The organism is Paraburkholderia sp. CNPSo 3274, from assembly GCF_024206475.1.
GTDB lineage: Bacteria > Pseudomonadota > Gammaproteobacteria > Burkholderiales > Burkholderiaceae > Paraburkholderia.
The window spans coordinates 34,863-59,110 of record NZ_JAMBPR010000043.1 but is presented as its reverse complement, the minus strand read 5'-3'; the positions used below and the strand labels follow the sequence as shown (position 1 = coordinate 59,110).

The following is a 24,248-nucleotide window of genomic DNA, read 5'->3' as shown; positions in this document are numbered from 1 at the left end:
CGTTGCTGTCTCTACTGGAAGTTCAATGCCAATGTTTACGCCTGACCTGCTGAAGAACAAACGAATCCTGATCACCGGCGGTGGCACGGGGCTCGGCAAAAGTATCGGCCGACACTATCTCGAGCTGGGCGCCGATCTCGTCATCTGCGGCCGCCGCAAGGAAGTGCTCGACGCGACGGCCGACGAGTTTCGCGGCGTCGTGCCGGGCGCCCGCGTCACGACGGTGCAGGCGGATGTGCGCAGTGCGGAATCCGTCGAGGCAATGATGGATACGATCTGGCAGGACGGGCCGCTCGATGTGCTGCTAAACAACGCGGCCGCCAATTTCATCGCGCGCACGGAGAGCCTGTCGCCGCGCGCAGTGGACGCTGTGCTCGGCATCGTGCTGCACGGCAGCTTCTATTGCACGATCGCAGCGGGCAAGCGCTGGATCGACGCGGGCCACGCGGGCAACGTGATCAGCACGGTGTCTACGCCCACGATGACCGGCTCGGCCTTTACGGTGCCCTCCGCCGCGGCGAAGGCAGGTGTTCTGGCGATGACCCGCAGCCTTGCGGTCGAGTGGGGTCCGAAGGGTATTCGACTGAACGCGGTGGCGCCCGGGCTCTTCCCGACGCCCGGAGCCTGGGAACAGTTGTATCCGCCGGGCTCGCAGGTCGAACCGCAGGAGCGCTCCGTCCCGCTGCGGCGCTTCGGCGATCACACGGAACTTGCCGATCTCTATGCGTATCTGGCGTCGGACGGCTCCGGCTACATCACCGGCGACATGATCGTGATCGACGGCGGCCGCTGGATGCAGGGCGTCGGCGGCCCGACGTTCCGTGCCATGCAGGATTGGACCGACGAACAGTGGGACGCCATGCGCACCCATGCTCGCAAGGGTTGAAAGATGGGTCCGCTTGCAGGAATCCGAATCATCGAACTGGCCGGCATCGGGCCGGGTCCCATGGCCGCGATGCTGCTCGCCGATCTGGGCGCGACGGTGTTGCGCATCGAGCGTCGCCAGCCGGTCAAGCTGGGCATCGAGCGCCCGCTGCGCTACAACCTGTTGCTGCGTAACCGCAAGACGATCGCGCTCGATCTGAAAGACCCGGAGGCCGTGGAACTCGTGCTCTCTCTGGCGGAGCGCGCCGACGCCTTGATCGAAGGCTTCCGCCCTGGCGTGACGGAACGCCTCGGGCTCGGTCCGCAGGTCTGCCTCGAACGCAATCCGAAGCTCGCCTATGGGCGTATCACGGGATGGGGGCAAGACGGCCCGCTCGCGCAGTACGCGGGGCATGACCTGAACTACATTGCGATCACCGGTGTGCTCGACGCGATCGGCCGCCGCGATCAGCCGCCGTCGATACCGCTGAACCTGATCGGCGACTATGCGGGCGGTTCGCTGTACCTCGCGATGGGGCTGCTCTCGGCGATTTTGCATGCGCGTAATGGTGGCGCAGGCCAGGTCGTGGATGCCGCGATCGTCGACGGTACGGCCAACCTTGCCACCACGTTCTTCGGCATGCAGGCCGCCGGCATCTGGCGTGACGGGCGTGGGACGAATATTACGGATTCCGGATCACACTTCTACGACGTATACGAATGCGCGGACGGCAAGTGGATCACCATCGGTCCCATCGAGGACAAGTTTTATCTGGAACTGCTACGCCTGCTCGATATCGACCCGCGAACGCTCGGCGCCCAACTCGACGAAAGTAATTGGTCCGCCGCGCGCGCTGTGTTTGCGCTGAAGTTCAAGAGCCGCACGCGCGAGCAATGGACCACGCTGCTCGAGCATTCGGACGCGTGCTTCGCACCGGTGCTGTCGTGGACGGAGGCGCCCGAGCATGCGCATCTGAAGGCGCGCGGCACGTTCGTCGAAGTCGACGGCATCGTGCAGCCTGCTCCGGCGCCGCGCTTTTCCGCCACTGTGCCCGCGAAGCCGACGGCGCCCGAAGCGCCCGACGCGGCAACGGTCGACGCCGCGCTCGCCGCGTGGCTCGAACCGGGCCACATTGGCAAGCTGAAAGAAGCGGGAACGCTGGCCTGAGCGGCACACGGCAGGCGACCCCAAAAAACGAAACGAGACACTCATGGATCTGCGATATACCGACGAAGAACTGGCGTTCCGCAATGAGGTGAGAACCTTCTTCAAGGAAGCGCTGCCCGCCGACATTCGACGCAAGGCAACCCTGGGGCAGCGCTATTCGGCGGCCGACCTGCGCCGCTGGCAGCGCATTCTCTACGAGCGCGGCTGGGCGACGCCGGCGTGGGACAAGGCGTGGGGCGGGACGGGCTGGAGCGCCGTGCAGCAATACATCTTCAAGGAAGAGCTGCACATGGCTCCGGCGCCCGAGACGCTGTCGTTCAACGTGAACATGATCGGCCCGGTGTTGATCGCGTTCGGCAGCGAAGAGCAGAAGCGTCACTTCCTGCCGCGCATCGCGAGCCTCGAATACTGGTTCTGCCAAGGCTTTTCCGAGCCGGGCGCGGGTTCGGATCTGGCCGCGCTGCGAACCCATGCGGTTCGCGATGACGACCACTATGTCATCAACGGGCAGAAGCTTTGGACCTCGACGGCGCATCACGCCGACTGGATGTTCTGTCTCGTGCGCACGGATTCGAGCGGGAAGAAGCAACAGGGCATTACCTACCTGCTGATCGACATGAAGACACCGGGTCTGACGGTGCGCCCGATCATCACGATCGACGGCCACCACGAAACCAACGAGGTGTTCTTCGACAACGTGCGCGTGCCGGTTGCGAATCGCATTGGCGAGGAAAACAAGGGCTGGGACTACGCGAAGTATCTGCTCGGCAACGAGCGCAGCGGCATTGCGCGTGTGGGCGTCTCGAAGATGCGCGTGCGGCACGCAAAGGATCTCGCGAAGCGCGTGCCTTGCGGTGACGGCGTGCTTTGGGACGACCCGCGCTTTCGGGAGCGGGTTGCGGCCGTGGAAGTGGAGTTGAAGGCGCTGGAAATGACGCAGATGCGCGTGATCGCCGAAAGCAGTGCGCAAGAGAGCCATGTGCCGGACCCCAAGACTTCGATCCTGAAGATCAAGGGTTCGGAACTTCAGCAACTCTCTGCCGAACTGCTGCTGGAAGTGGCGGGCCCGGATGCGTTGCCGCTCGATATCGACTTCCTGCGCGGTCTTGGCGACGCGGTTCGCGAGCCCGAATGGGCGCTTACGATCGCGCCGAACCACTACTTTGCGCGTCACGTTTCGATTGTGGGCGGCTCCAACGAGATTCAAAAGAACATTCTCGCCAAGTCGGTATTGGGACTTTGAGCGACGGTCGAACAGCGGAGAAGCATGGGCTATGGACTTTGATTTCACCGATGAGCAACGCATGCTCAAGGATAGCGTCGAGCGGCTCGTCAAGGACGAGTACGGTTTCGAGCAGCGTGCGAAGTACCTCGCGGAGCCGGACGGCTTCAGCCGCGCGCAATGGGCACGCTATGCCGAGATGGGGCTACTGGGCCTTTCATTCGACGAGGAATACGGCGGCAGCAATTGCGGTCCTGTTGAAACGATGATCGTCATGGAGGCGTTGGGCCGCGGTCTCGCGGTCGAGCCGTACCTCGCAACGGTCGTGCTGGGCGGCGGGCTTGTGCGCCTTGGCGGCAATGCGACGCAACGCGCGGCGATTCTGCCGCAGATTGCGCAGGGCGAACTGCTGATGGCCTTCGCGCACAGCGAAGCGCAGTCGCGGTACGACCTGGCGGACGTGGCGACCACCGCGCGGCGCGAAGGCGACGGATGGGTGATCGATGGCGCCAAGCGCGTGGTGCTGCACGGCGGCGGCGCCGATCGCCTCGTGGTGTCGGCGCGGGTGTCGGGCGGCAGGCGCGAGCGTGACGGCATCGGCCTGTTCGTGGTCAGGGGCGACGCGGCGGGCGTGACACGGCGCGCGTATCCGACGCAAGACCGGCTGCGCGCGGCAGACGTCGAGTTGTCGGGCGTGCACGTTCCAGATAGCGACGTGCTGGGAGTCGCGGGTGCTGCGTTCCCGCTCATCGAAACGGTCGTTGCACACGCAATCGCCGCGGTGAGCGCGGAAGCAGTCGGCGCAATGGCCGCCGCGCACGATGAAACCATCGAGTATCTCAAGGTCCGCAAGCAGTTCGGCGTGCCTATCGGGTCATTTCAGGCGCTCCAGCATCGGGCCGTCGATATGCTGGTCATGGTGGAGCAGGCGCGCAGCATGGCGCTCTTCGCGACCATGATGAGCGAGGAACCGGATGCGGGGGAGCGCGATCGCAGCATGTCCGCGGCGAAAGTGCAGATCGGGCGCTCGGGCCGCTTCGTCGGCCAGCAAGGCGTGCAACTGCACGGCGGCATCGGGATGACCGAGGAGTGCAAGATCGGCCACTACCTGCGACGCCTGAGCGTGATCGATATCCAGTTCGGCTCGACTGAACATCATCTGACCCAGCTTGCCAATGCCGGCGGGCTGATCGATGCAGCAGCGTGAGCCGAGCGTCCAGCCAAGTATACGGAAACCATTCATGAGCCGAATTACCCCTCCCGATCAATATCAGGAACTGCGCGATGCCCTGCGTGACCTCTCGAAGGAATATCCCGATGAGTACTGGCGCCGCATCGATCACGAGCGCGTCTACCCGGAGGCATTTGTCGACGCATTGACGAAGGCTGGCTGGATGGCTGCGCTGATTCCTCAGGAATACGGTGGTTCCGGCCTCGGGCTGACCGAGGCGTCCGTGATCATGGAGGAGATCAACCGCAACGGCGGCAACTCCGGGTTCTGCCACGGCCAGATGTACAACATGAACACGCTGCTGCGTAACGGCTCGGTAGCGCAAAAGCGCAAATATCTGCCGAAGATCGCGAGCGGCGAACTGCGCCTGCAGTCGATGGGTGTGACCGAGCCGACCACGGGAACGGACACCACGAAGCTGAAGACCACCGCCGTGAAGAAAGACGGCCGCTATGTGGTCAACGGCCAGAAGGTATGGATTTCACGCGTGCAGCATTCGGACATGATGATCCTGCTCGCGCGTACCACGCCCTTGTCGGATGTGAGGAAGAAGTCGGATGGGCTGTCGTGCTTCCTCGTGGATCTGCACCAGGCTATTGGCAACGGTCTGACCGTGCGGCCGATTCCCAACATGGTCAATCACGAGACGAATGAACTGTTCTTCGACAATCTCGAGATTCCCGAAGAGAACCTGATTGGCGAGGAAGGCAAGGGCTTCAAGTACATCCTCGACGGGCTCAACGCCGAGCGCGCGCTGATTGCGGCCGAGTGTATTGGCGACGGCTACTGGTTCGTTGAGCGCGCATCGAAATATGCCGGCGAGCGTATCGTCTTCGACCGGCCAATCGGCATGAACCAGGGTATCCAGTTTCCGATCGCCGAGGCGTACATCGACGTGCGCGCGGCGGATCTCATGCGCTACAAAGTCTGCGAACTGTTCGACAACCATCAGGCATGCGGCGCGGAAGCGAATATGGCGAAGCATCTGGCGGCCACGGCTTCGTGGAAAGCGGCGAATGCCTGCTTGCAGACGCATGGCGGCTTTGGTTTCGCCTGCGAATACGACGTCGAACGCAAGTTCCGCGAAACGCGGCTTTATCAGGTGGCGCCGATTTCGACGAACCTGATTCTGTCCTACGTCGCCGAGCACGTGCTCGACCTGCCGCGTTCATTCTGAACATCGAGGGGGATCTCATGCGCTTAGAGACCATTCTGTACGACGTCAAGGACCGTATCGCGACGATCACGCTCAACCGTCCTGAACACATGAACACCTGGAACGACCAGGTGGCGACGGAGGTGTACGAGGCAATGCAGGCGGCGGGTGCGGACCGCGGCGTGCGTGTCATCGTATTGACCGGCGCGGGGAAGGCGTTTTGCGCGGGCGGCGATATTCACAGCTTCGGTGGCGACCCCGCCGCGCTCATGACCAAGCTGCCGCGCCCGTTCGACATGCGCAAGCGCGCGGACTGGCAGACGCGTTGTTCGTATTACCCGGCCATTCCGAAGCCGGTGATCGCCATGCTCAATGGTGCGACCGTCGGCATTGGCCTGATTCACGCGCTCTTTTGCGATATCCGGTTCGCGTCGGAAGACGCCACCATCACCACGGCGTTCGCACGCCGCGGTCTGACCGCCGAATACGGCATGGCGTGGATACTCGCGCGCCACGTTGGCCAGGCGCATGCACTCGACCTGCTGCTCTCGGGCCGCAAGATCAAGGGGCGCGAAGCCGAGCGCATGGGACTCGTCAATCGAGCGATCCCGGCGGAGAAACTCGTCGAGGAGACTTACGCCTACGCTCGGGAAATGGCGGAGTACTGTTCGCCGCGCTCGATGCGCATCATGAAGGAGCAAGTCTGGGACGTGCCGTTCCAGACGCCCCACGAGGCGGTGATGTCCGCAGGGCTGGACATGCCGATCGCCAACCAGTGCGATGACTACAAGGAAGGTATGGCGAGCTTTCTCGAGAAGCGCAAGCCCAACTTCACGGACTACTGAGCACCTACAGGACACCCTCATGCTGAACTACGAAGTCGTCAAGAACTGGCCTATCGAAGACGTCACACAGACGTACAGCGAACGCGACGTCATGCTGTATTCGCTGGGCCTTGGCCTCGGCGGAGACCCGTTGGACGCCGACCAACTGCGCTACGTGTATGAGAAGGACCTGCAGGCGATGCCGACTTGCGCGGCCGCGTTCGCGTGGCCGAGGTCGTGGATGCGCGACCCGCGTACGGGCATCGACTACCTGAAGCTTGTGCACGGCGAGCAGGATGTGCGCTTCATGCGGCCAATGCCGGTTGCTGCGACCATCGTCAGCAAGACGCGTGTGAGCCGCATCTCGGACAAAGGCGCCGGCAAGGGCGCGATCGTCGAGCTTCTGCGCGACATCGTCGACGCCTCGACGGGCGAGCAACTCGCGCAAGTCCGGCAGGTGTCATTCCTGCGCGGCGACGGAGGGTTCAGCGCCGAATCGGGCGTGAGCGACGTGCCGCCCGAAGCGCTTCCGCCGGTGCCGGAGCGCGCGCCGGACGCGGAATACGTCTTTTCCACCGGCGCCCATGCCGCGCTGATCTACCGCCTTTCGGGCGATGCCAATCCGCTGCACGCGGATCCGGAGGTGGCCTCGAAGGCGGGATTCAACCGACCCATTCTGCATGGCCTCGCGACCTATGGCATGGCGGGCTACGCCGCGATTCGCACTTTCGCGGGCAACGATGCCACGCGTTTGAAGCGGCTCGCCTTGCGCCTGACTTCGCCGGTTTATCCGGGCGAAGAAGTGCGCTTCCAGTTCTGGCGGGATAGCGACACACGCCTGCATCTGCGCGCGCGCGTTGATGCGCGCGATGTGGCGGTGCTGAACAACGGAATCGTGGAAATTGCCTGAAAACGCGACTGGAGCCTGAAGATGGACCTGAAAGAGAGCCCCGCCGAGAAGGAATTTCGCGCCACGGTGCGTGAATTCGTCGCGACGCATCTGCCTCACGATATTCGCGAGCGCGTGCTGAACTTCCGCCATGTGCCGCGCGAAGACTACGTGAGTTGGCAACGCATTCTTGCCGGGAAGGGTTGGGGCGCGCCCGCATGGCCGGCGCAATTCGGCGGTGCCGCATGGAATGCCGCACAGCGCAACATCTTCGACGAGGAATGCTTCACCGCCGGCGCGCCGCGCCAGATGCCGTTCGGCCTTTCCATGGTCGGACCCGTGATTCAAAAATTCGGCACCGACGCGCAGCGCGAACGGTTCCTGCCGCGCATCGTATCAATGGAAGACTGGTGGTGTCAGGGTTATTCCGAACCGGGTGCGGGTTCCGATCTGGCCTCGCTCAAGACGCGTGCGGAGCGCATCGAGCGTGACGGCCAGTCGTTTTACGTCGTCAACGGCCAGAAGATCTGGACCTCGTTCGCGCAATGGGCGAACTGGATTTTCTGTCTCGTTCGCACTGACGGGAGCGGCCGGCCGCAGGAAGGCATCTCGTTCCTGCTGATCGATATGTCGACGCCCGGTATCACGGTCAGGCCGATCCGCACGCTGGACGGCGGTCACGACGTCAACGAAGTGTTCTTCGACAACGTGGAAGTGCCGGTGAGCAATCTCGTCGGAGAGGAGCATCGCGGCTGGTCGATCGCGAAGTATCTGCTCGGACACGAGCGTACCAATATTGCCGGACTTGGTAACTGCAAGCGTTTCATGCGGCGTCTCAAGGAGATTGCGAGCACCGAGCGCAAACACGGCAAGCCGCTTATCGAAGACGTGCGCTTTCGCGATCGCATCGCCAAGGTGGAAATCGATTTGATCGCTCACGAATGGTCGCTTCTGCGCGTGGTCTCCGCCGAAACCGCAGGGCGTCCCATCGGACCGGAGGCTTCGGTGCTAAAGATCCGGGGTTCGGAGATTCAGCAGGAACTCACCGAATTGATCATGGAATGCGCAGGTCCCTATGCAGTGCCTTTCGTAAGCGAAGCGCTGGATGCGGACTGGCGCGGCGAAACCGCGAACGGCGAATTGCTCAACGCGCTGGCCGCGCACTACCTGGACTGGCGCAAGATTTCGATCTACGGCGGTTCGACCGAAGTGCAGAAAAACATCATCGCCAAGCAGGCGCTCGGCATCTGAGGACACGCCATGGACTTCACGCTGGTTGAAGAGGAACAGATGCTGGCCGACGTGGTCGGTCGCTTCGTCGAAAAGGAATACGACTTCGAGGCGAGGCGTCGTCTCGCCGCCACGCCGCAGGGCTGGTCGGATGCGCATTGGTCCACGCTCGCCGAAATGGGCGTGCTCGCGCTGAACGTGCCGCAGGACCACGGCGGGCTTGGCACGGGCCCGGTCGAGACCATGCTCGTGATGGAAGCCTTCGGCCGGGGACTCGTGCTGGAGCCGTTCGTTTCGTCGGCTGTGATCGGCGCGAAGCTCATCGGGCGCGCGGGACACGAGGCGCGCAAGGCGGAGCTGCTGGCCGGTATCGCAGACGGCAGCCTGAAGACCGCACTCGCGACGCTGGAACCTGGCGCGCACTTCGATTTGTGGAACGTAGCGACGAGAGCCGAAGCAACGCGTGACGGGTTCGTCCTCAATGGCCGCAAGGGCGTCGTGCTGCACGGCGACTGCGCGGACATTCTGCTGGTTTCGGCGCGCACGGCAGGCGAGCAGGCGGACAAGCACGGCATCACGCTTTTCGCTGTCGATGCGCGCGCGCAGGGTGTGAGTGTCAAAGGGTTTCCCGCACTGGATGGCCAGCGTGTCGCGGAAGTGGTGCTGAACGGAGTGCGAGTCGACCAACAGGCGATGATCGGCACGATCGGTCAGGGTTACCCGTTGCTCGAATGGACCGTCGATCAAGGCGTCTTCGCGCTGTGCGCCGAAGCCGTGGGCGCGATGTCGCGCCTGAGCGAACTGACTTTCGAGTATCTGCGCACGCGCAAGCAGTTTGGTTCGCCGATCGGCAAGTTCCAGGCGCTGCAGCATCGCGCTGCCGATATTTTGACCGCGGTGGAGCAGGCGAAATCGATCGTCTATTTTGCGGCCGCCAAGCTCGGCGAAGACGATGACGTTGCCGCTCATCGCGCTGTGACCGCCGCGAAAGCGCTCATCGGGCGCAGCGCGCGCTTCGTCGCGCAGCAGGCAGTGCAGCTTCACGGTGGGATGGGCATGACGGACGAGCTGGCGGTGGGTTGGTATGTGAAGCGCCTCACCTGCATCGACATGACGTGGGGAAACACCGAGCACCATATCGAGCTATACGGCGCGTTCCTGTAACCGCGGCTCGCACTGTAACAAGAAAGATTCATTCGGCCGTCCATAGCGGTCAATTCGAAGAAAGGAGACAACCTTATGTCAGCAGCTGGCCATGGCGCGACTCCGGAACTGGCGCCGGTACCTGCGCACGTTTCGCCGGAACGGGTATTCGATATCGATATCTATCACCCGCCCGGAGCAGAAGACGACTACCATCTCTCGCTCAAGAAGCTGCACGCCGAAGGCATTCCCGACATTTTCTGGACGCCTCGCAACGGCGGCCATTGGATCGCAACGCGCGGCGACGACATCTATCACATCCTCAAGGACTACGAGAACTTCTCGTCGAAGCAGCTCACCGTGCCGCTGGTCGAGCATCAGCCGTTGCCGCCGATTTTCTTCGATCCTCCGCAGCATACGGCGTATCGCGCGTTGATCGCGCCCGCGTTCATGCCGCAGGCGATCAGCAAGCTCGAAGAAAAGGCGCGCGAAATGGCGATCGAGTTGATCGAAGACTTTTACCCGAGGGGAGAAGTGGAATTCGTCTCCGGGTTCGCGCAGCATCTGCCGATCGGTATTTTCATGAACATGGTGGCGCTGCCCGCCGAGGACCGCGAGTACCTCCTGAGCCTCGCCGACAAGATGGTGCGCCCGGTGGACGCCAAGGAGAAGCTGGGCGCGCTCGGCGCGATCTTCCAGTACCTGGGCGTGAAGATCGCCGAACGGCGCGCGAATCCGGGTGACGATCTCATCAGCAAGATCGTGAATTCGAAAATCGACGGGCGTGCCTTGACCGACGAAGAGGTTCGCGGTCTGTGCGGACTCGTGCTGATCGGCGGCCTCGATACCGTTGCGTCCGCAATGGGATTCATCGCCAGTTTTCTCGCCGGGAGTCCCGCGCACCGCAGGCAGCTCATCGACAATCCCGAACTGACGCAAAAGGCCGTTGACGAGCTATTGCGGCGTTTCCCGGTGGTCAACCAGGGGCGGCGGATCACTCACGATTTCGAATACAAGGGCGTGCAGCTCAAAGAGGGCGACATGATCATCATGCCGACCACGTTGCATGGCCTCGACGAGAGAAAATTCGACGATCCGCTTACTGTCGATTTTACCCGGCCCACGCCGATTCATTCGACGTTCGGCAATGGTGCGCATCGTTGTCCCGGCTCGTTCCTTGCGCGCGTGGAATTGAAGGTTTTCCTCCAGGAATGGCTTAAGCGTATTCCTGACTTCCAGATCAAGCCGGGTGAGAAGGCGGGTGTCCACGGAGGGGTGAACGGCACGCTGTACCACTTGCCTCTTGTGTGGAAGGTGGCCGGCTGAGCGTCTATCTGCAGAAGGCGGTGCGCGCAGACTGCTACCCACGCTGCGCGCGCCTGAACTTCAGGTTCATGGAGACGCTTTGCTCAGCGCACGCCAGACGACCTTCATGGCGTGACGGAATGAATCCCGCTCAGGTGTGTTCGTCTCCGACCGGCGAAGAAAGACGACCAGACCTTGCAGATGGGAAAGAAGCAGGGCGCCACGCAGCGTACATTCTGCCGACGCCAAGGTTGGGTTGATTTCCGCGATCAGTTCCGCCAGAAGAACCTGGAAATCCGCAGTGGATTTGGCCATCAGGGCATGGAGATACGGTTCGTGTTCAGCCAGGCTCCACGTTTCCAGAACAAAGGCGCTAACGCGATTGCCGCCGGGTGCCGTCAGCACAGAGAACGCCTCTTCGACGATCATGTCCAGCCGGGCCTCTGGTGGCCGGTGTTTGTCCTGCGTGATCGCCTGATAGTGTTCGAAATAGCGATTCGTGAATGCCTCGATCGTGGCCCGCAATAGTTCTTCGCGGGTGCTGAAATAGTGCTGCAGGGTCCTCAGCCGGATGCCTGCATCGCTGGCGATGCGGCGTTGCGTGAATCCAGCGTTGCCTTCCGATGCGAAGACTTCGATCGCCACTTCAACGATGGCTGGCACACGTGTAGATCTGTTCCCTCGCCGCCGAGGCGCATCCGCTGCCGGCTTGTCGAGGTCTGCCGATGAGATGGTCAGGTCTTTCATCTGTTGTGCTCTCCTTGGCGTTTCCTGTCCCTCGCGCGCGCGTTGTGAGGGCGAGACGAATAAGACTGGAAACTGTTCCCGCCCCGATATGTACGTCTTCCGATTCCGATCGGACGGCGGCGAGTTTGATCTGATGATACTGCTAGTCAGGCGACGAATAAACAATAATCAGATGACTAATTGATTCCAGATCACATGCGGCTCTCGCCCCGTAGCATCACGCATGCTACTAGAAAATAGGGTGGTTTTGTCCATACCGGCATTTCCCCTGGTGCCGTTGGATCTTGATAATGTGTCCACTGACTACTAATATTTAGTCAGTAGACACATTTGCGTCTGCATCACACGGATCCTCCTGCGACGGCAACCGGAGCACGAGGAACACGGGTGTCTGGGCTGACTGGGTAGTGCCTCCATTTGCACTCGTGAGTGTGATCGTCAGAGGCGCGCACAGAGCGGTTGAAGGAGCAGGGCATGAAGCTTGGAGAAAGTTCTTTGCGCGCGCTCATCGAAAAATGGTTCGCACCCACTGCGACCACCCCGGTGCACGTGACCCGATGTACCTTCGCGTATTCGAGCCAGACGAGGTGTGTGCTCGCGCGGTCGTCCGCCTCGAAGGGGGACCTTTCGATATTCTTCTTTCGGCATGACGATGGGGCCTGGCGCGTGTTCCCTCCTGCTCCCCGAAAACCAGCAATGCACGCTAGCGCAGGAACGGGATAGCAGATTGCGAAAGTCGCGGCCGACAGCCGGCATATATGGAAGGACTGCAAAGGAAGATGGCCTGGTCCCGTAAGCGCTTCGGTCGCTCGCGCAGTTCTTCCTCCGTTCACCATTGAATCGAAAGACTAAACGCCGCGTCGTCCATGACCGGTACCACGTACCGCTCTGGGGCGGCGATACTTGGCCGCGTCCGGCCTGCATGTCGATTCATGAACCGCCGCCGGCTTGTTGCGCGAAAGCTCCCATGGTTTGCGTCGCCAACCCGCGCAGGCGAGGCGGATGCCCCGCAAATGCAAGCGCCGCCAACACTCATTAGCACAACGCGCGCCGTATGCAGTCGGCGCCACATTGGCCAAGGCATGCATGTACTGAGTTAAGCCGATGACAAAAATCGAACTCTCGTTTACCCAGGTTTGTGAACGGCGTTCGAGAAAATGTACCCCATAGGGGTGAGCGAGCGTTGACAGTCAGGTTTCGAGCGTTTATCTTTGCGAACAGCATTCGCATTCTGGTGATGCGCTGGGGGGACCCCAAGGCGCGATGCTGACGAGGTAGGGAGGCCGGTTTCGCTTCATTGCTAAAAGTCTGCGGCAGTCCAACGGCCTTGGCCTTTTCTGCGGCAGTTCGACAAAGAAAAGAGGAGACGCATGAAAAAGAAGAGCCTGAAGCCAAGTGCGATCAGCCTTGGCGTGCACGCAACCTGTATCGCGGCGGCTTGCGGGTTGTGGAGCGCGAACGCCAATGCATTTCACTTTGATGTGCCGAACCCGGACATCGACATGGAATGGGATAACACGGTGCGTGCGGATTACGACATTCGGCTTCAGAACCCGGATCACTTCTACACGAACAGTCCGACCTACGACGAAGGCGATCTGTCGACGCCGAAGTTCAGCACGATCCAGGCGATGCTGAATCTCTACAGCGAGTTCGATTTCAAGTACAAGGATACGTCGGGCTTCCGCATCAGTATGGACGCGTGGTACGACCCGACGTTCAAGAATCACAATACGAGCAATCCTGCGTTCCCGCCGAACTATCCTGACAACGCGTATACAAGCTACATCAAGAAGTACTACCAGGGGCCAAGCGCGGAGCTGCGTGATGCGTTCGTGTTCAACACGTTCGACCTTGGCGGTCACTCCGTCAACGTCAAGCTCGGCCGCACGGCAGTTACCTGGGGCCAGTCGGCGTTTGCTACGCTGGGTGGCGCCAACTCGGTGGCGATCGGCCAGGCGCCGCTGGACCTGATGAAGCTGACGCAGAGCCCGAGCGCTTCGCTCAAGGAAATCGTGTTGCCGACGGCTCAGGCTGACGTGACGACGAACATTACGGATACGATCACCCTCGGGGCACAATACACCTTCGAGTGGAACCACGATCGCCTGCCCGAAGGCGGCACGTATTTCGGTGGTGCGGATCCGATTCTCTATGGGCCGCCGGTGGCCAGCTACACGACGATTCCTGGACTGGGCACGTTCGCGATTCCGCGTGTACCGCCGACCAAAGGTCAGATCGGTGATATCGGTCTTGACGGCAAGTGGCGTGTCGATTCGATCGCGACGACCTACGAATTGACGTATCGCCACTTCGCCATGAAGATGCCCTGGGCGGCCGTGCTCGTGCCGGGCGCTGGGCCGCAACTCTTCCCGGGCACCAATCTGCCGGGCGTCACGGCGAAATACGGCAACGACGTCAACCTGATCGGTCTGGGCTTCAATAGTGCTATCGGCAATGCCGCCGTGGCTGGCGAAGTCTCATACCGCTGGAACATGCCGCTCAATGCAGTCAACACGACGACGGTCAACGACGCGCCTACTGGCCGTACGCTGCATGGTCTTTTGAACGTTACGCAGTCGTTCGGCAAGTCGCCGTTGTGGGACAACATGTTCCTGCAGGCGGAATTCTCGTTCAATCAGTTGTTGAGCGTGCAGTCGAATGCGGGAAATTTCGCTAATTCCAGCTATGACACCACGGGCCAGTGTTCGGCATCGGGCAATTCTGCATTCAATAACTGCTCGACGCGCTTCTGGGCCGGTCTCGGCATCGGTGCGAGCCCGCAGTGGTATCAGGTATTCCCTGGGGTCGACCTGACGATGCCGCTGTTCGTCAATCTGAACCTGAAGGGCTACTCGTCCGTTATCTCGCCGGCCGCCGAGGCGCAAGGCCAGAATACGTTCGTGGTCGGGCTCGACTTCACGATCTACAACAAGCACGAGGTGGACATCACCTACACCTATTACATGAACAAGAAGGGGTACTCGACGGCGGGCGCCGCGACGGCTCTCGGCGCGCCCTACAGCGACAAGTCCTGGCTCGGTATCACGTATCAGACAACGTTTTGATAAAGATGGAGACAGCTGTGAAAAGATTCCCAAAGCTTCTTAAAACGCTTGCGGTTCTTGCGGCAATCTGGGCTTCGCCATACACGCTAGCCGCCGATAGCGGATTGACGCCGTTTGGCGCCGAGATCGCAGGAAACAAGGACGGGACAATTCCTGCCTATACTGGGGGCATCACGCAGGCTCCGGCCGGATTCAAACCGGACTCAGGAAAATGGGCGGATCCGTTTCCCGGTGAAAAACCCATTCTCCAGATCACGGCACAAAACTACGAGCAATACGCGGACAAATTAAGTGCGTCGGCAGTCGAATTATTCAAACGCTATCCGACTTACAGGATGGATGTCTATCCGACTCACCGCAGCGTTTCGTATCCCGACTGGTATTTGGAGAACTCCACCAGGAACGCTCAAACCGCGAAGCTTGAAAAGAACGGCCTTTACCTATCCGGAGCATTTGGCGGAAAACCGTTTCCGGTGCCGAAGAATGGGCAGGAAGCGTTGTGGGACTGGGAGTTGCGTTACGTCGGTACGATCCAACGCAATAACGTGAAAACGTGGTTGGTGGACTCGAGTGGTACGCCGATCCTTGCGGCGCAATTCAAGAGCTCCCTCTATTACCCGTACTTCGATATCAAGAAGGAGGATGAATTCCGGAAAAAAGCGGGCCTCGCAAACTGGTATTACGTGTACAACGACTACGCGGCACCGGCGCGCTTGATTGGCGATACGACCCTCTTCTGGTACTTCATGGACACGGCGGATCATGATCAGCAGTCCTGGGAATACAACCCGGGGCAGCGTCGTGTGCGGGTGGCGCCGGATCTCGCCTACGATACGCCGAACCCCGGCTATTCGGGGGCAATCACGATGGATGACATCCAGTTGTTCTATGGACGGATCGATCGCTGGGACGCCAGGCTCGTGGGCAAGAAGGAGATGTACATCCCGTACAACGACTACAAGCAGCAGTATGAAACGCCAGCGAGCAAGATCCTCACACCACATTTCGTCAATCCGGATCACGTACGCTGGGAGCTTCACCGTGTGTGGGTCGTTGACCTGAAGCTCAAGTCGGGTGCGCGCCACGTCTACGGCCGCAAGATGCTCTACCTGGATGAAGATGGCGGTGGCGGGATGATGGACGCTTACGACCAGTCGGGCAAGCTCTATCGCGGTGGATTCGAGACGACGGTGCCCGCCTACGACTACAAGGTTCCGTATTCACTCGGCAACTGGTTTTACGACTTCAATAGCGGCATTTACATCTTCGGCAGTCACCCTGCTGAGACGCCGGGGATTCTCTTTAACGTGAGCTTCCCGTCCGACTACTACACACCGGAACGCATGCAGTCTGCGGGTGTGCGCTAATTGCCTGCCGATGTAGGGGTGAGGTAATTAGTAGCGTCCTGCCTGGCCCCGCCGGGCAGGACGCTTCGGCAACGAAGTTCTACATGGGTGTTGGGTATCGAAAGTAGCGTTGTTGCTTTTGGTTCTGAGTTATTCAGGAAAGGGATGGTGAAGGCTTTGAAGAAGCCCCGGATGTTGATGAAGGCGCTAGCATTTGCAGCGGCTGTTTGCATGGCGCCGATGGCTGGCGCGCTTGAGAACGGGATGACGCCATTCGGCGCGCAAATTGCCGGCAGCAAGGACGGGGCGATTCCTGCGTACACGGGCGGAATTACGCAGGCGCCGGCGGGTTTTAAGCCCGACTCGGGAAAGTGGGCGGATCCGTTTGCTGGTGAGAAGTCGACGATGCAGATAACGGCACAAAACTACCAGCAATACGCCGACAAATTGAGTGCCAGTTCGGTCGAGCTGTTCAAGCGCTACCCGACGTACCGCATGGATGTTTACCCGACGCACCGTTCCGTCTCGTACCCGGACTGGTATCTGGCGAATTCGGAAAAGAATGCGCAGAGTGCGAAGCTCGAAAAGAACGGTCTGTTCGTGGCAGACGCATTCGGCGGAAAGCCGTTTCCTGTGCCCAAGAATGGGCAGGAAGCGATGTGGGACTGGGAACTGCGCTACGTCGGTACGGCGCAGCGCAACAATGTAAAGACGTGGCTCGTCGACACCAGCGGCACGCCGATCCTCGCGGCTCAATTCAAGAGTTCGATTTACTACCCGTATTTCGACCTCAAACAGGAAGATGCATTCAAGAAGAAGGGTGGCACTGCCGTCTGGCAGTACATCAACAATGATTTCGTAGCGCCGGCGCGAATGATTGGTGATACCACGCTTTACTGGTTCTTCACGGACACTGCGGATCACGACCAGCAATCGTGGGAGTACAACCCCGGTCAGCGTCGCGTACGAGTGGCGCCGGACCTGGCCTATGACACTCCGAACCCCGGCTACTCGGGCGCGATCACGATGGACGACATTCAGTTGTTCTACGGGAAGATCGATCGCTGGAACGCGAAGCTGATCGGCAAGAAGGAGATGTACATCCCGTACAACGACTACAAGCAACAGTACGAGACGCCTGCGAGCAAGATCCTGACGCCGCATTTCGTGAATCCCGACGATGTGCGTTGGGAACTGCACCGGGTGTGGGTTGTGGAATTGACGCTCAAGCCGGGCTCGCGCCACATCTACAGCAAGAAGACGATGTACTTCGACGAGGACGGCGGCGGCGGAATGATGGACGCGTACGACCAGTCGGGCAAGCTCTATCGTGGGGGCTTCCAGACTACGGTGCCTGCGTACGATTACAAAGTGCCGTATTCGCTGGGCAACTGGTTCTACGACTTCAATAGCGGTGTGTATATCTTCGGAAGCCATCCGGCCGAGTCGCCAGGCGTCTTCTTCAATAGCAGCTTTTCGCATGACTTCTTTACGCCAGAGCACATGCAGTCAAGCGGTATCCGGTAGTACGCGGTAAAGCAGTAAGCGCAGCAAACTTGCAGTGCCGGTCCGACCCGGCACTGCACGCCAAAATTACATAAAGCCCAGGACAGTTCGCGGAGTCGATCGGCAGTAACTGTGAAGGAGACGCAATGCGCAATACCATGTTTCGTTGGCTCGCCCTGGTGGCGGCAGCAGGCCTCGCGAGCAGTGCGGTTTATGCGGGGTTTGCCGACCCGATGCACTCGCCGGCAATCACCAACCCACGCGCTGCACACGAACCCGTGATGGCCGTTGCCCAGGCCGGGCAGCGACTGGTCGCGGTGGGGCCACGCGGCGTCATTCTCGTCTCGGACGACGACGCGGCGCACTGGCGCCAGGTGAACGTGCCAGTGAGCGCCGATCTTGTTGCGGTGACCTTCAAGTCCGCGACGCTGGGCTGGGCGGTCGGACACGATGGGGAGGTGCTCCATACGGTCGATGGCGGCAATACCTGGACGCGCCAGCTTGACGGCGAGCAGGCCGCGAAGCTGATGACCGACTATTACGCGAAGCAGCAGGGCGATTCGCCGGACTTGAAGGCCTCGCGCGAGGAGGCCCAGCGCTTCGTGGCCGACCAGGGCGGACGTCCTTTCCTCGACGTCTGGTTCGACGACGAGCGCTCGGGCTGGGTCATCGGTTCGTTCAACATCATTTTCCATACCGAAGACGGCGGCAAGAGCTGGGTTCCATGGTTTGACCGCGTCGACAACCCGGACGCCCTGAACCTGCATGCGATGCGGCGTATTAACGGGACGCTCTATATCGTGGGCGAGCAGGGCCTGCTGCTCAAACTCGATCCCGACAAGCAGCGCTTCGTTGCGGTGTCCTCGCCGTCGAAGGGCAGCCTCTTCGGACTCGCCGCGGCTGGCAACGCGATGGTCGTGTACGGCCTGCTCGGCAACGCCTACCGCTCCACCGATGGCGGCGCCACCTGGAGCAAGATCACGCTGCCAACCGGCGCGAGCATCCTCGCCTCAGCCGAGCTCCCGAATGGTCGTCTGCTGCTGGCCACGCAGGCCGGCGAGCTGCTCGAGAGCACCGATCAGGGCGCAACGTTTCACACACTGGGCGCGAGCCAGCCGGGCGGGGTCTTCGCCATGGCGCTGCGCGACGACACCGCGGTGCTGGCCGGCGCAGCCGGCCTGACGCGGGTCAATTTGGCGAAGTCGCAATAAGGGGGAGCAGACATGGCTGGCGGCAACAATGCCCAATTCGACAAGATGCCCGTCGTGGCGGATCTTGCCCAGTTCGATTCGCGTTCTGGCAATGCGCTCGAGCGGCTGATCTTCAACCGGCGTCCCTGGCTGATGATCATCTGCGCGATCATCACCGCGGTGCTCGGGTTTCAGGCGATGCGGCTCGATGTCAATGCGAGTTTCGAGAAGATGATTCCGCTCTCGCATCCGTACATCAAGAACTATCTTGCCAACAAGGCGGACCTGAAGGGACTCGGCAACTCGCTGCGTATCGTCGTCGAGAATCCTTCCGGCGACATCTACGATCCGAAGTACCTTGCGGCACTGCGTCGCATCAACGATGCCCTGTTCCTGATTCCAGGCGTTGATCGCCCGGGTGTGAAATCGCTGTGGATGCCGATCGTGCGCTGGAACGTGGTGACCGAGAAGGGCTTCGCGGGCGGTCCCGTGATGCCGGACGGCTTCGACAGTTCGACTCAGGCGATTACACAGCTGCGTACGAACGTGGCGCGGGCCAATATCGTTGGCAGCCTCGTGTCCAACGACCTGCATTCGAGCATGATCCAGCTGCCGCTGCTGGACCACTACGCCGATACGGGCAAGGCGCTTGACTACGCGAAGCTCTCGCACCAGATCGACGAGGTCATCAAGACCGAAGGCCGGGGCGAGGTGCGCGTGCACGTGGTGGGCTTCGCCAGGCTGATCGGAGACCTGATCGCGGGTCTGAAGCAGGTGGCGATGTACTTTGGTATCGCCGCGGCGATTGCGCTCACCGTGATCTTTCTGTACACCCGCTGCTATCGCAGCACGCTGCTGGTGGTGGCCTGCTCGCTCATCGCCGTGGTCTGGCAGCTGGGCATCATCAGCACGCTCGGCTACGTGCTTGATCCGTATTCGGTGCTGGTGCCGTTCCTCGTGTTCGCGATCGGCGTGTCGCATGGCGCGCAGAAGATGAACGGCATCACGCAGGACATCGGGCGCGGCACGCACCGCTACGTGGCTGCGCGCTACACGTTCCGGCGGCTCTTCCTGGCCGGACTCACGGCGCTGCTCGCGGACGTCGTCGGCTTCGCCGTGCTGATGGCGATCGACATTCCGGTGATCAAGGACCTGGCCTTCACGGCGAGCGTGGGCGTGGGTGTGCTCGTCTTCACGAATCTGCTGCTGCTGCCGGTGCTGCTCTCGTATGTGGGTGTGAGTCCGTCGGCGGCACGTCGCAGCGTGCGTGGCGAGCAGAACGACGAACGCGGCACGTCGTCCGCGGGTGCGCTCTGGAACCTGCTGGACCGGTTCACCGAGCGCCGCTGGGCGGTGGGCGCGATCGTGTGCGCGGCGGCGCTCACGGCAGTCGGCTGGTCGATCAGCCAGCACCTGCAGATCGGCGACCTGGATAGCGGCGCACCGGAGCTGCGCCCGAACTCGCGCTACAACCTCGACAACGCGTACATCAACGCGCACTTCGGGCTGTCGAGCGATCTGTTCGTGGTGGTCGGCAAGTCGTCGCACGGCACCTGCGACGCGAACAACTTCCCGCTCGTGCTGGAGGCGGACCGCCTTGAGACCGCACTGCGCGGCGTTCCGGGCGTGCAGACGACGACCTCGGTGGGTGGCCTGACGCGCTGGATGACCTCGGGCTTCTACGAAGGCTATCCGAAGTGGTACACGATCGACCGTGTGCCGTCGATCATCAACAAGACGGTCTGGCAGATCCTGCTGGACCATCCGGACCTGATCAGCCAGACGTGCGGTACGGCGCCGGTCATTGCGTATCTGACGGACCACAAGGCGGCAACGCTCTCGCGAGTGATGGACGTGGCAGAGGAGTTCGCGAAGGCGCACAGTGATGCGGACCACCAGTTCCTGATGGTGGCGGGCTCGGCAGGTATTGACGCGGTGACGAACGTGGTTGTTGCGAAGGCGAACCGCACGATGCTGTTCATGGTGTACGCGGCGGTGATCCTGCTGTGCTTCATTACGTTCCGCAGCTGGCGCGCGGTGGTTGTGGCGGTCGTTCCGCTCGGCATCACGTCGGTGCTGTGCGAGGCGCTCATGGTTAAGCTGGGTATTGGCGTGAAGGTGGCGACGCTGCCGGTGATTGCGCTGGGGGTGGGGATCGGCGTGGACTACGCGCTGTACCTGCTGAGCGTGCAGCTTGCGTACCAGCGCACAGGGCAGCCGCTAAAGGTGGCCTACCGCCACGCGGTGCAGTTCACGGGCAAGGTGGTGGCGCTGGTGGGTGTGACGCTGGCCGCGGGGGTGGTGACGTGGGCGTTCTCGCCGATCAAGTTTCAGGCCGATATGGGGATCCTGCTCACGTTCATGTTCCTGTGGAACATGATTGGCGCGCTGATCCTGATCCCGGCGCTGTCGCACTTCCTCTTGCAAGGGATTTCCCGCAAGGCAGTGGCGAAAGCCGCGGCGGCGGGTTCGTCGCAGGTCGAAGCCTGCAACGGCGAGGCGACACTGCGGTCGTGACCGTGTGGCATGTGCCGCGTTACGCGGCACATGCCCGCAGAGCGAATGTAGCGGCCCGCCATCTGCGAAGATGGCGGGCCGAATTGCGTGCAAGACAGGAGACGTCGGGGCGGACAGTGCTGGGCAGGCCTACACCACGGACATCGAGAAGCTCAGGATCTCCGAGACGCCGCCGTCCACCATCAGCATCTGGCCATTCATGTAGGAGCAGGCCTCGGAGGCGAGAAACACGGCTACGCCGCCGAGTTCTTCCGGGTTCCCCCAGCGTCCAACTGAGATATGCGAGCGGACGACCTCCTTCATTTGCGGATTCGATGTAACGGGCTCGGCCATATCGGTGAGGAAATAGCCGGGACAGATACCGTTGCAACGAATGCCGTGGCGGCCCAACTCCGCGCCGAGCGATTTCGTGAGCCCGGCGACAGCGTGCTTGCTGGCCACGTACGCCTGGAGCTTCTCCCGGCCGAGCACCGAAACGTAAGAGCCCACGTTGATGATGCGTCCGTGCCCACGTTCGATCATGGGACGTGCGACTTCCTGCGCGAGCAAATACGCGGCCGTGACGTTGGTATCCATCGTCCTTTGCCACATTTCGACGCTCGACTGGAGAAAATCGCTCCATTCGCAAATGCCGGCATTGTTGAGCAGGACGTCGATGCGTCCATGACGCGCAAGGACGTTGCGCACGCCGTTTCTGATCGCGTCTTGATCGGTGAGATCGAACGGTTCGATGTCGACGCTGCCGCCCGTCTTACGGATCGACTCCGCAGCGGTTTCGAGGCTCTCGCGCGATCGCGCGCAAAGAATGACGGTCGCACCTGCCGACGCCAACGCGCTTGCCATAGCGAAGCCAAGGCCGCGTGACGCACCGGTGACGAGCGCAATCTGTCCTTCCAGTGAAAACAGTTTCATAGTCTGACTCCCATCGATCATGCAGCGGCTGCCTGCTGGTGGCGAATGACGATCTTGCCGAAATGCTGCTGGCTTTCGAGGTGCCGCAGCGCATCCGGTACGTGTGCAAAGTCATAAACCGAGTCGATGACCGGCCGCAGTTTGTGCACGCCGATCGCGCGATTCATCGCTTCGAAATCCTGACGGGAACCGACGCGGATCGGCGCGATCGACAGGCCACGCGTGAAGAATCCCTCGCCCGGAGAGGGGGCGCCGGTTAGCAGCCCCACGACGCTGATCCGGCCGCCGTCCCGAGTGGCGGCAACGGAATTGCCGAACGTTTGCGCGCCGCCCACCTCGACGACGAGATCGACGCCCAGCCCATCGGTCAGGTGCAGCACGGCGTCATCCCATTGCGGCGTTTCGCGGTAGTTGATCGTGGCGTCGGCGCCTAGTTCTGCTAGGCGTTTGAGCTTCGCATCGCTCGACGAGGTGGCGATCACGCGAGCGCCGAACAGACGCGCAAGCTGCAGCGCGAAAATCGATACGCCGCCTGTACCTTGCACGAGGACGGTTTGGCCCGGCAGAAGGGGCGCATGCTCGCACAATGCGTTCCATGCGGTGACGGCGGCGCAGGGCAGCGTTGCAGCCTCTTCGTCGGACAGATGATCCGGAACGCCAACCAGTTCTTCCTCGCTCAACACCGCCTTGTCGCGCAGCATGCCTTCCACAATCGCGCCGCGGCCCAGGATATCCGCGTGTTGCGGGCGCGCGCCGCCGTGCCAGTTTTCCGCGAAGTTCGCCATCACCCGGTCGCCGGGCTTAAAGCGCCGAACGCCCGGGCCTACCGCAAGCACGACGCCCGCGCCGTCTGAGGCAGGAATGAAGTCGGGCGCCATCCAGTCGCGAAATGCGCCGTTCATCAGCAGCAGTTCGCGGAAGTTCAGCGAACTTGCATTGACCTGCACGAGGACTTCACGAGCGCCGGGCGGCGGCGGATCGGGTTCCTCGCGTAGCGCCAGACCTGAAATGCCCTCAAAACGCTCGCATCGATAGAGCTTCATTCGTCGTCTCCATGGTGGTGAACGAGGGTGCCAAATTCGTTGCCGAACGACGCCTTGTTCATTCTTCTCGTTGACAGCCGTAAAAAGATGAGTTCAGAATATAGAACATTGTTCAACAAAGCGTTCGGAGCGTCAAATTGAAGATACTGGTCGCGGTGAAGCGCGTGATCGACTACAACTTGAAACCGCGGGTGAAGGCCGACGGTTCGGGCATCGATCTGGCCAACGTGAAGATGGCCATGAACCCGTTCGATGAGATCGCGGTGGAGGAGGCGGTGCGCCTCAAGGAAGCGGGCGTCGCGAGTGAAGTCGTCGTGGTATCGGCGGGGACCGCGCAATCGCAGGAGGTGTTGCGCACGGCGCTCGCCATGGGGGCGGATCGCGCAGTGCTCGTCGAAAGCGATGCCGACCTGCAACCTCTCGCAATCGCCAAACTGCTGAGCGCCGTCGCCGCGCGGGAAAACCCGCAACTGGTGTTGCTCGGCAAACAGGCCATCGACAACGACGCCGGCCAAACCGGTCAGAAGCTCGCCGCATTGCTCGGCTGGCCGCAAGCGACATTCGCGTTCAAGACGGAAGTAGACGGGCAGCAATTGCTCGTCACGCGTGAGATCGACGGTGGGCTCGAACGCGTCGCGCTCGATTTGCCGGCTGTTGTCACGACGGATCTGCGCCTGAATAGCCCGCGCTACGTGACGTTGCCCAACATCATGAAGGCGAAGAAGAAGCCTCTTGAGACGCTGAGCCCCGAGGCGCTGGGCGTTGACGTCGCGCCGCGTTTGAAGGTTCTCGAAGTGACTGAGCCGCCGGCGCGCAAAGGCGGCGTAATGGTTACGGATGTTGCAGCGCTGATTGAAAAGCTTCGAAATGAAGCGAAGGTGATCTGA

The 24,248-nt window shown here is 61.4% G+C and carries 19 protein-coding genes; 16 read left to right on the top strand and 3 right to left on the bottom strand.

Annotated elements, in window-relative coordinates:
- Window positions 1–31: 31 nt before the first annotated feature.
- From M3I54_RS26795 to M3I54_RS26750, 10 genes are all read left to right on the top strand, one after another.
- Window positions 32–886 carry an SDR family oxidoreductase gene (locus M3I54_RS26795; RefSeq protein ID WP_309249644.1) on the top strand — a complete coding sequence of 285 codons (855 nt, stop codon included), beginning with the start codon at window positions 32–34 and terminating at the stop codon, window positions 884–886.
- 3 nt (window positions 887–889) lie between these two features.
- Entirely contained in the window at window positions 890–2,032 is a 1,143-nt protein-coding gene (locus M3I54_RS26790; RefSeq protein WP_254341563.1) for a CaiB/BaiF CoA-transferase family protein, read from the top strand.
- Window positions 2,033–2,075: 43 nt separating this feature from the next.
- Entirely contained in the window at window positions 2,076–3,275 is a 1,200-nt protein-coding gene (locus M3I54_RS26785) for an acyl-CoA dehydrogenase family protein (RefSeq protein WP_254341561.1), read from the top strand.
- 31 nt (window positions 3,276–3,306) lie between these two features.
- Complete coding sequence (locus M3I54_RS26780; protein ID WP_254341559.1) at window positions 3,307–4,461, top strand: acyl-CoA dehydrogenase family protein; 1,155 nt, start codon at window positions 3,307–3,309, stop codon at window positions 4,459–4,461.
- 34 nt (window positions 4,462–4,495) lie between these two features.
- Window positions 4,496–5,662: an acyl-CoA dehydrogenase family protein gene (locus M3I54_RS26775; protein ID WP_254341551.1), complete on the top strand. Its 1,167-nt coding sequence runs from the start codon at window positions 4,496–4,498 to the stop codon at window positions 5,660–5,662.
- A gap of 17 nt (window positions 5,663–5,679) precedes the next feature.
- Entirely contained in the window at window positions 5,680–6,486 is an 807-nt protein-coding gene (locus M3I54_RS26770; protein ID WP_254341549.1) for an enoyl-CoA hydratase, read from the top strand.
- A 19-nt stretch (window positions 6,487–6,505) separates the two neighbouring features.
- Complete coding sequence (locus M3I54_RS26765) at window positions 6,506–7,375, top strand: MaoC/PaaZ C-terminal domain-containing protein (RefSeq protein ID WP_254341547.1); 870 nt, start codon at window positions 6,506–6,508, stop codon at window positions 7,373–7,375.
- Window positions 7,376–7,396: 21 nt separating this feature from the next.
- Complete coding sequence (locus tag M3I54_RS26760) at window positions 7,397–8,605, top strand: acyl-CoA dehydrogenase family protein (protein ID WP_254341544.1); 1,209 nt, start codon at window positions 7,397–7,399, stop codon at window positions 8,603–8,605.
- 9 nt (window positions 8,606–8,614) lie between these two features.
- Window positions 8,615–9,748: an acyl-CoA dehydrogenase family protein gene (locus M3I54_RS26755; RefSeq protein ID WP_254341542.1), complete on the top strand. Its 1,134-nt coding sequence runs from the start codon at window positions 8,615–8,617 to the stop codon at window positions 9,746–9,748.
- Between the two features lie 75 nt (window positions 9,749–9,823).
- Window positions 9,824–11,053, top strand: a complete 1,230-nt coding sequence (locus tag M3I54_RS26750; protein WP_254341533.1) for a cytochrome P450 — start codon at window positions 9,824–9,826, stop codon at window positions 11,051–11,053.
- Between the two features lie 66 nt (window positions 11,054–11,119).
- On the opposite strand, the gene M3I54_RS26745 is transcribed toward M3I54_RS26750, so the two are convergent.
- Window positions 11,120–11,779, bottom strand: a complete 660-nt coding sequence (locus tag M3I54_RS26745) for a TetR/AcrR family transcriptional regulator (protein ID WP_254341531.1) — start codon at window positions 11,777–11,779, stop codon at window positions 11,120–11,122.
- 1,370 nt (window positions 11,780–13,149) lie between these two features.
- Between M3I54_RS26745 and M3I54_RS26740 the strand changes: the two genes are divergently transcribed.
- From M3I54_RS26740 to M3I54_RS26720, 5 genes are all read left to right on the top strand, one after another.
- Window positions 13,150–14,847 (top strand): DUF1302 domain-containing protein, encoded by a 1,698-nt coding sequence (locus M3I54_RS26740; protein WP_254341529.1) that lies wholly within the window; start codon window positions 13,150–13,152, stop codon window positions 14,845–14,847.
- Between the two features lie 17 nt (window positions 14,848–14,864).
- Complete coding sequence (locus M3I54_RS26735) at window positions 14,865–16,214, top strand: DUF1329 domain-containing protein (RefSeq protein WP_254341527.1); 1,350 nt, start codon at window positions 14,865–14,867, stop codon at window positions 16,212–16,214.
- Between the two features lie 144 nt (window positions 16,215–16,358).
- Complete coding sequence (locus tag M3I54_RS26730) at window positions 16,359–17,720, top strand: DUF1329 domain-containing protein (protein ID WP_309249642.1); 1,362 nt, start codon at window positions 16,359–16,361, stop codon at window positions 17,718–17,720.
- A gap of 125 nt (window positions 17,721–17,845) precedes the next feature.
- Entirely contained in the window at window positions 17,846–18,910 is a 1,065-nt protein-coding gene (locus M3I54_RS26725; protein ID WP_254341517.1) for a YCF48-related protein, read from the top strand.
- Between the two features lie 12 nt (window positions 18,911–18,922).
- On the top strand, window positions 18,923–21,406 hold the full coding sequence (locus M3I54_RS26720; RefSeq protein ID WP_254341515.1) for an RND family transporter: 2,484 nt from the start codon (window positions 18,923–18,925) through the stop codon (window positions 21,404–21,406).
- A 129-nt stretch (window positions 21,407–21,535) separates the two neighbouring features.
- Here the strand turns inward: M3I54_RS26720 and M3I54_RS26715 are convergent, their stop codons facing one another.
- Together M3I54_RS26715 and M3I54_RS26710 are read right to left on the bottom strand one after the other, a co-directional pair.
- Window positions 21,536–22,318, bottom strand: a complete 783-nt coding sequence (locus M3I54_RS26715; protein ID WP_254341512.1) for an SDR family oxidoreductase — start codon at window positions 22,316–22,318, stop codon at window positions 21,536–21,538.
- Between the two features lie 17 nt (window positions 22,319–22,335).
- Window positions 22,336–23,361 carry an NAD(P)-dependent alcohol dehydrogenase gene (locus M3I54_RS26710; RefSeq protein ID WP_254341510.1) on the bottom strand — a complete coding sequence of 342 codons (1,026 nt, stop codon included), beginning with the start codon at window positions 23,359–23,361 and terminating at the stop codon, window positions 22,336–22,338.
- A gap of 137 nt (window positions 23,362–23,498) precedes the next feature.
- Between M3I54_RS26710 and M3I54_RS26705 the strand changes: the two genes are divergently transcribed.
- Window positions 23,499–24,248, top strand: a complete 750-nt coding sequence (locus M3I54_RS26705; protein WP_254341508.1) for an electron transfer flavoprotein subunit beta/FixA family protein — start codon at window positions 23,499–23,501, stop codon at window positions 24,246–24,248.

What these genes read in the sequence shown, in the direction of transcription:
- M3I54_RS26785 (WP_254341561.1), top strand. Translation starts at nt 2,076, where the DNA reads ATGGATCTGCGATATACCGACGAAGAACTGGCGTTCCGCAATGAGGTG.
- M3I54_RS26710 (WP_254341510.1), bottom strand. Translation starts at nt 23,361, where the DNA reads ATGAAGCTCTATCGATGCGAGCGTTTTGAGGGCATTTCAGGTCTGGCG.
- M3I54_RS26745 (WP_254341531.1), bottom strand. Translation starts at nt 11,779, where the DNA reads ATGAAAGACCTGACCATCTCATCGGCAGACCTCGACAAGCCGGCAGCG.
- M3I54_RS26780 (WP_254341559.1), top strand. Translation starts at nt 3,307, where the DNA reads ATGGACTTTGATTTCACCGATGAGCAACGCATGCTCAAGGATAGCGTC.
- M3I54_RS26765 (WP_254341547.1), top strand. Translation starts at nt 6,506, where the DNA reads ATGCTGAACTACGAAGTCGTCAAGAACTGGCCTATCGAAGACGTCACA.
- M3I54_RS26740 (WP_254341529.1), top strand. Translation starts at nt 13,150, where the DNA reads ATGAAAAAGAAGAGCCTGAAGCCAAGTGCGATCAGCCTTGGCGTGCAC.
- M3I54_RS26795 (WP_309249644.1), top strand. Translation starts at nt 32, where the DNA reads ATGTTTACGCCTGACCTGCTGAAGAACAAACGAATCCTGATCACCGGC.
- M3I54_RS26720 (WP_254341515.1), top strand. Translation starts at nt 18,923, where the DNA reads ATGGCTGGCGGCAACAATGCCCAATTCGACAAGATGCCCGTCGTGGCG.
- M3I54_RS26790 (WP_254341563.1), top strand. Translation starts at nt 890, where the DNA reads ATGGGTCCGCTTGCAGGAATCCGAATCATCGAACTGGCCGGCATCGGG.
- M3I54_RS26760 (WP_254341544.1), top strand. Translation starts at nt 7,397, where the DNA reads ATGGACCTGAAAGAGAGCCCCGCCGAGAAGGAATTTCGCGCCACGGTG.
- M3I54_RS26715 (WP_254341512.1), bottom strand. Translation starts at nt 22,318, where the DNA reads ATGAAACTGTTTTCACTGGAAGGACAGATTGCGCTCGTCACCGGTGCG.
- M3I54_RS26750 (WP_254341533.1), top strand. Translation starts at nt 9,824, where the DNA reads ATGTCAGCAGCTGGCCATGGCGCGACTCCGGAACTGGCGCCGGTACCT.
- M3I54_RS26770 (WP_254341549.1), top strand. Translation starts at nt 5,680, where the DNA reads ATGCGCTTAGAGACCATTCTGTACGACGTCAAGGACCGTATCGCGACG.
- M3I54_RS26730 (WP_309249642.1), top strand. Translation starts at nt 16,359, where the DNA reads ATGGTGAAGGCTTTGAAGAAGCCCCGGATGTTGATGAAGGCGCTAGCA.
- M3I54_RS26755 (WP_254341542.1), top strand. Translation starts at nt 8,615, where the DNA reads ATGGACTTCACGCTGGTTGAAGAGGAACAGATGCTGGCCGACGTGGTC.
- M3I54_RS26725 (WP_254341517.1), top strand. Translation starts at nt 17,846, where the DNA reads ATGCGCAATACCATGTTTCGTTGGCTCGCCCTGGTGGCGGCAGCAGGC.
- M3I54_RS26775 (WP_254341551.1), top strand. Translation starts at nt 4,496, where the DNA reads ATGAGCCGAATTACCCCTCCCGATCAATATCAGGAACTGCGCGATGCC.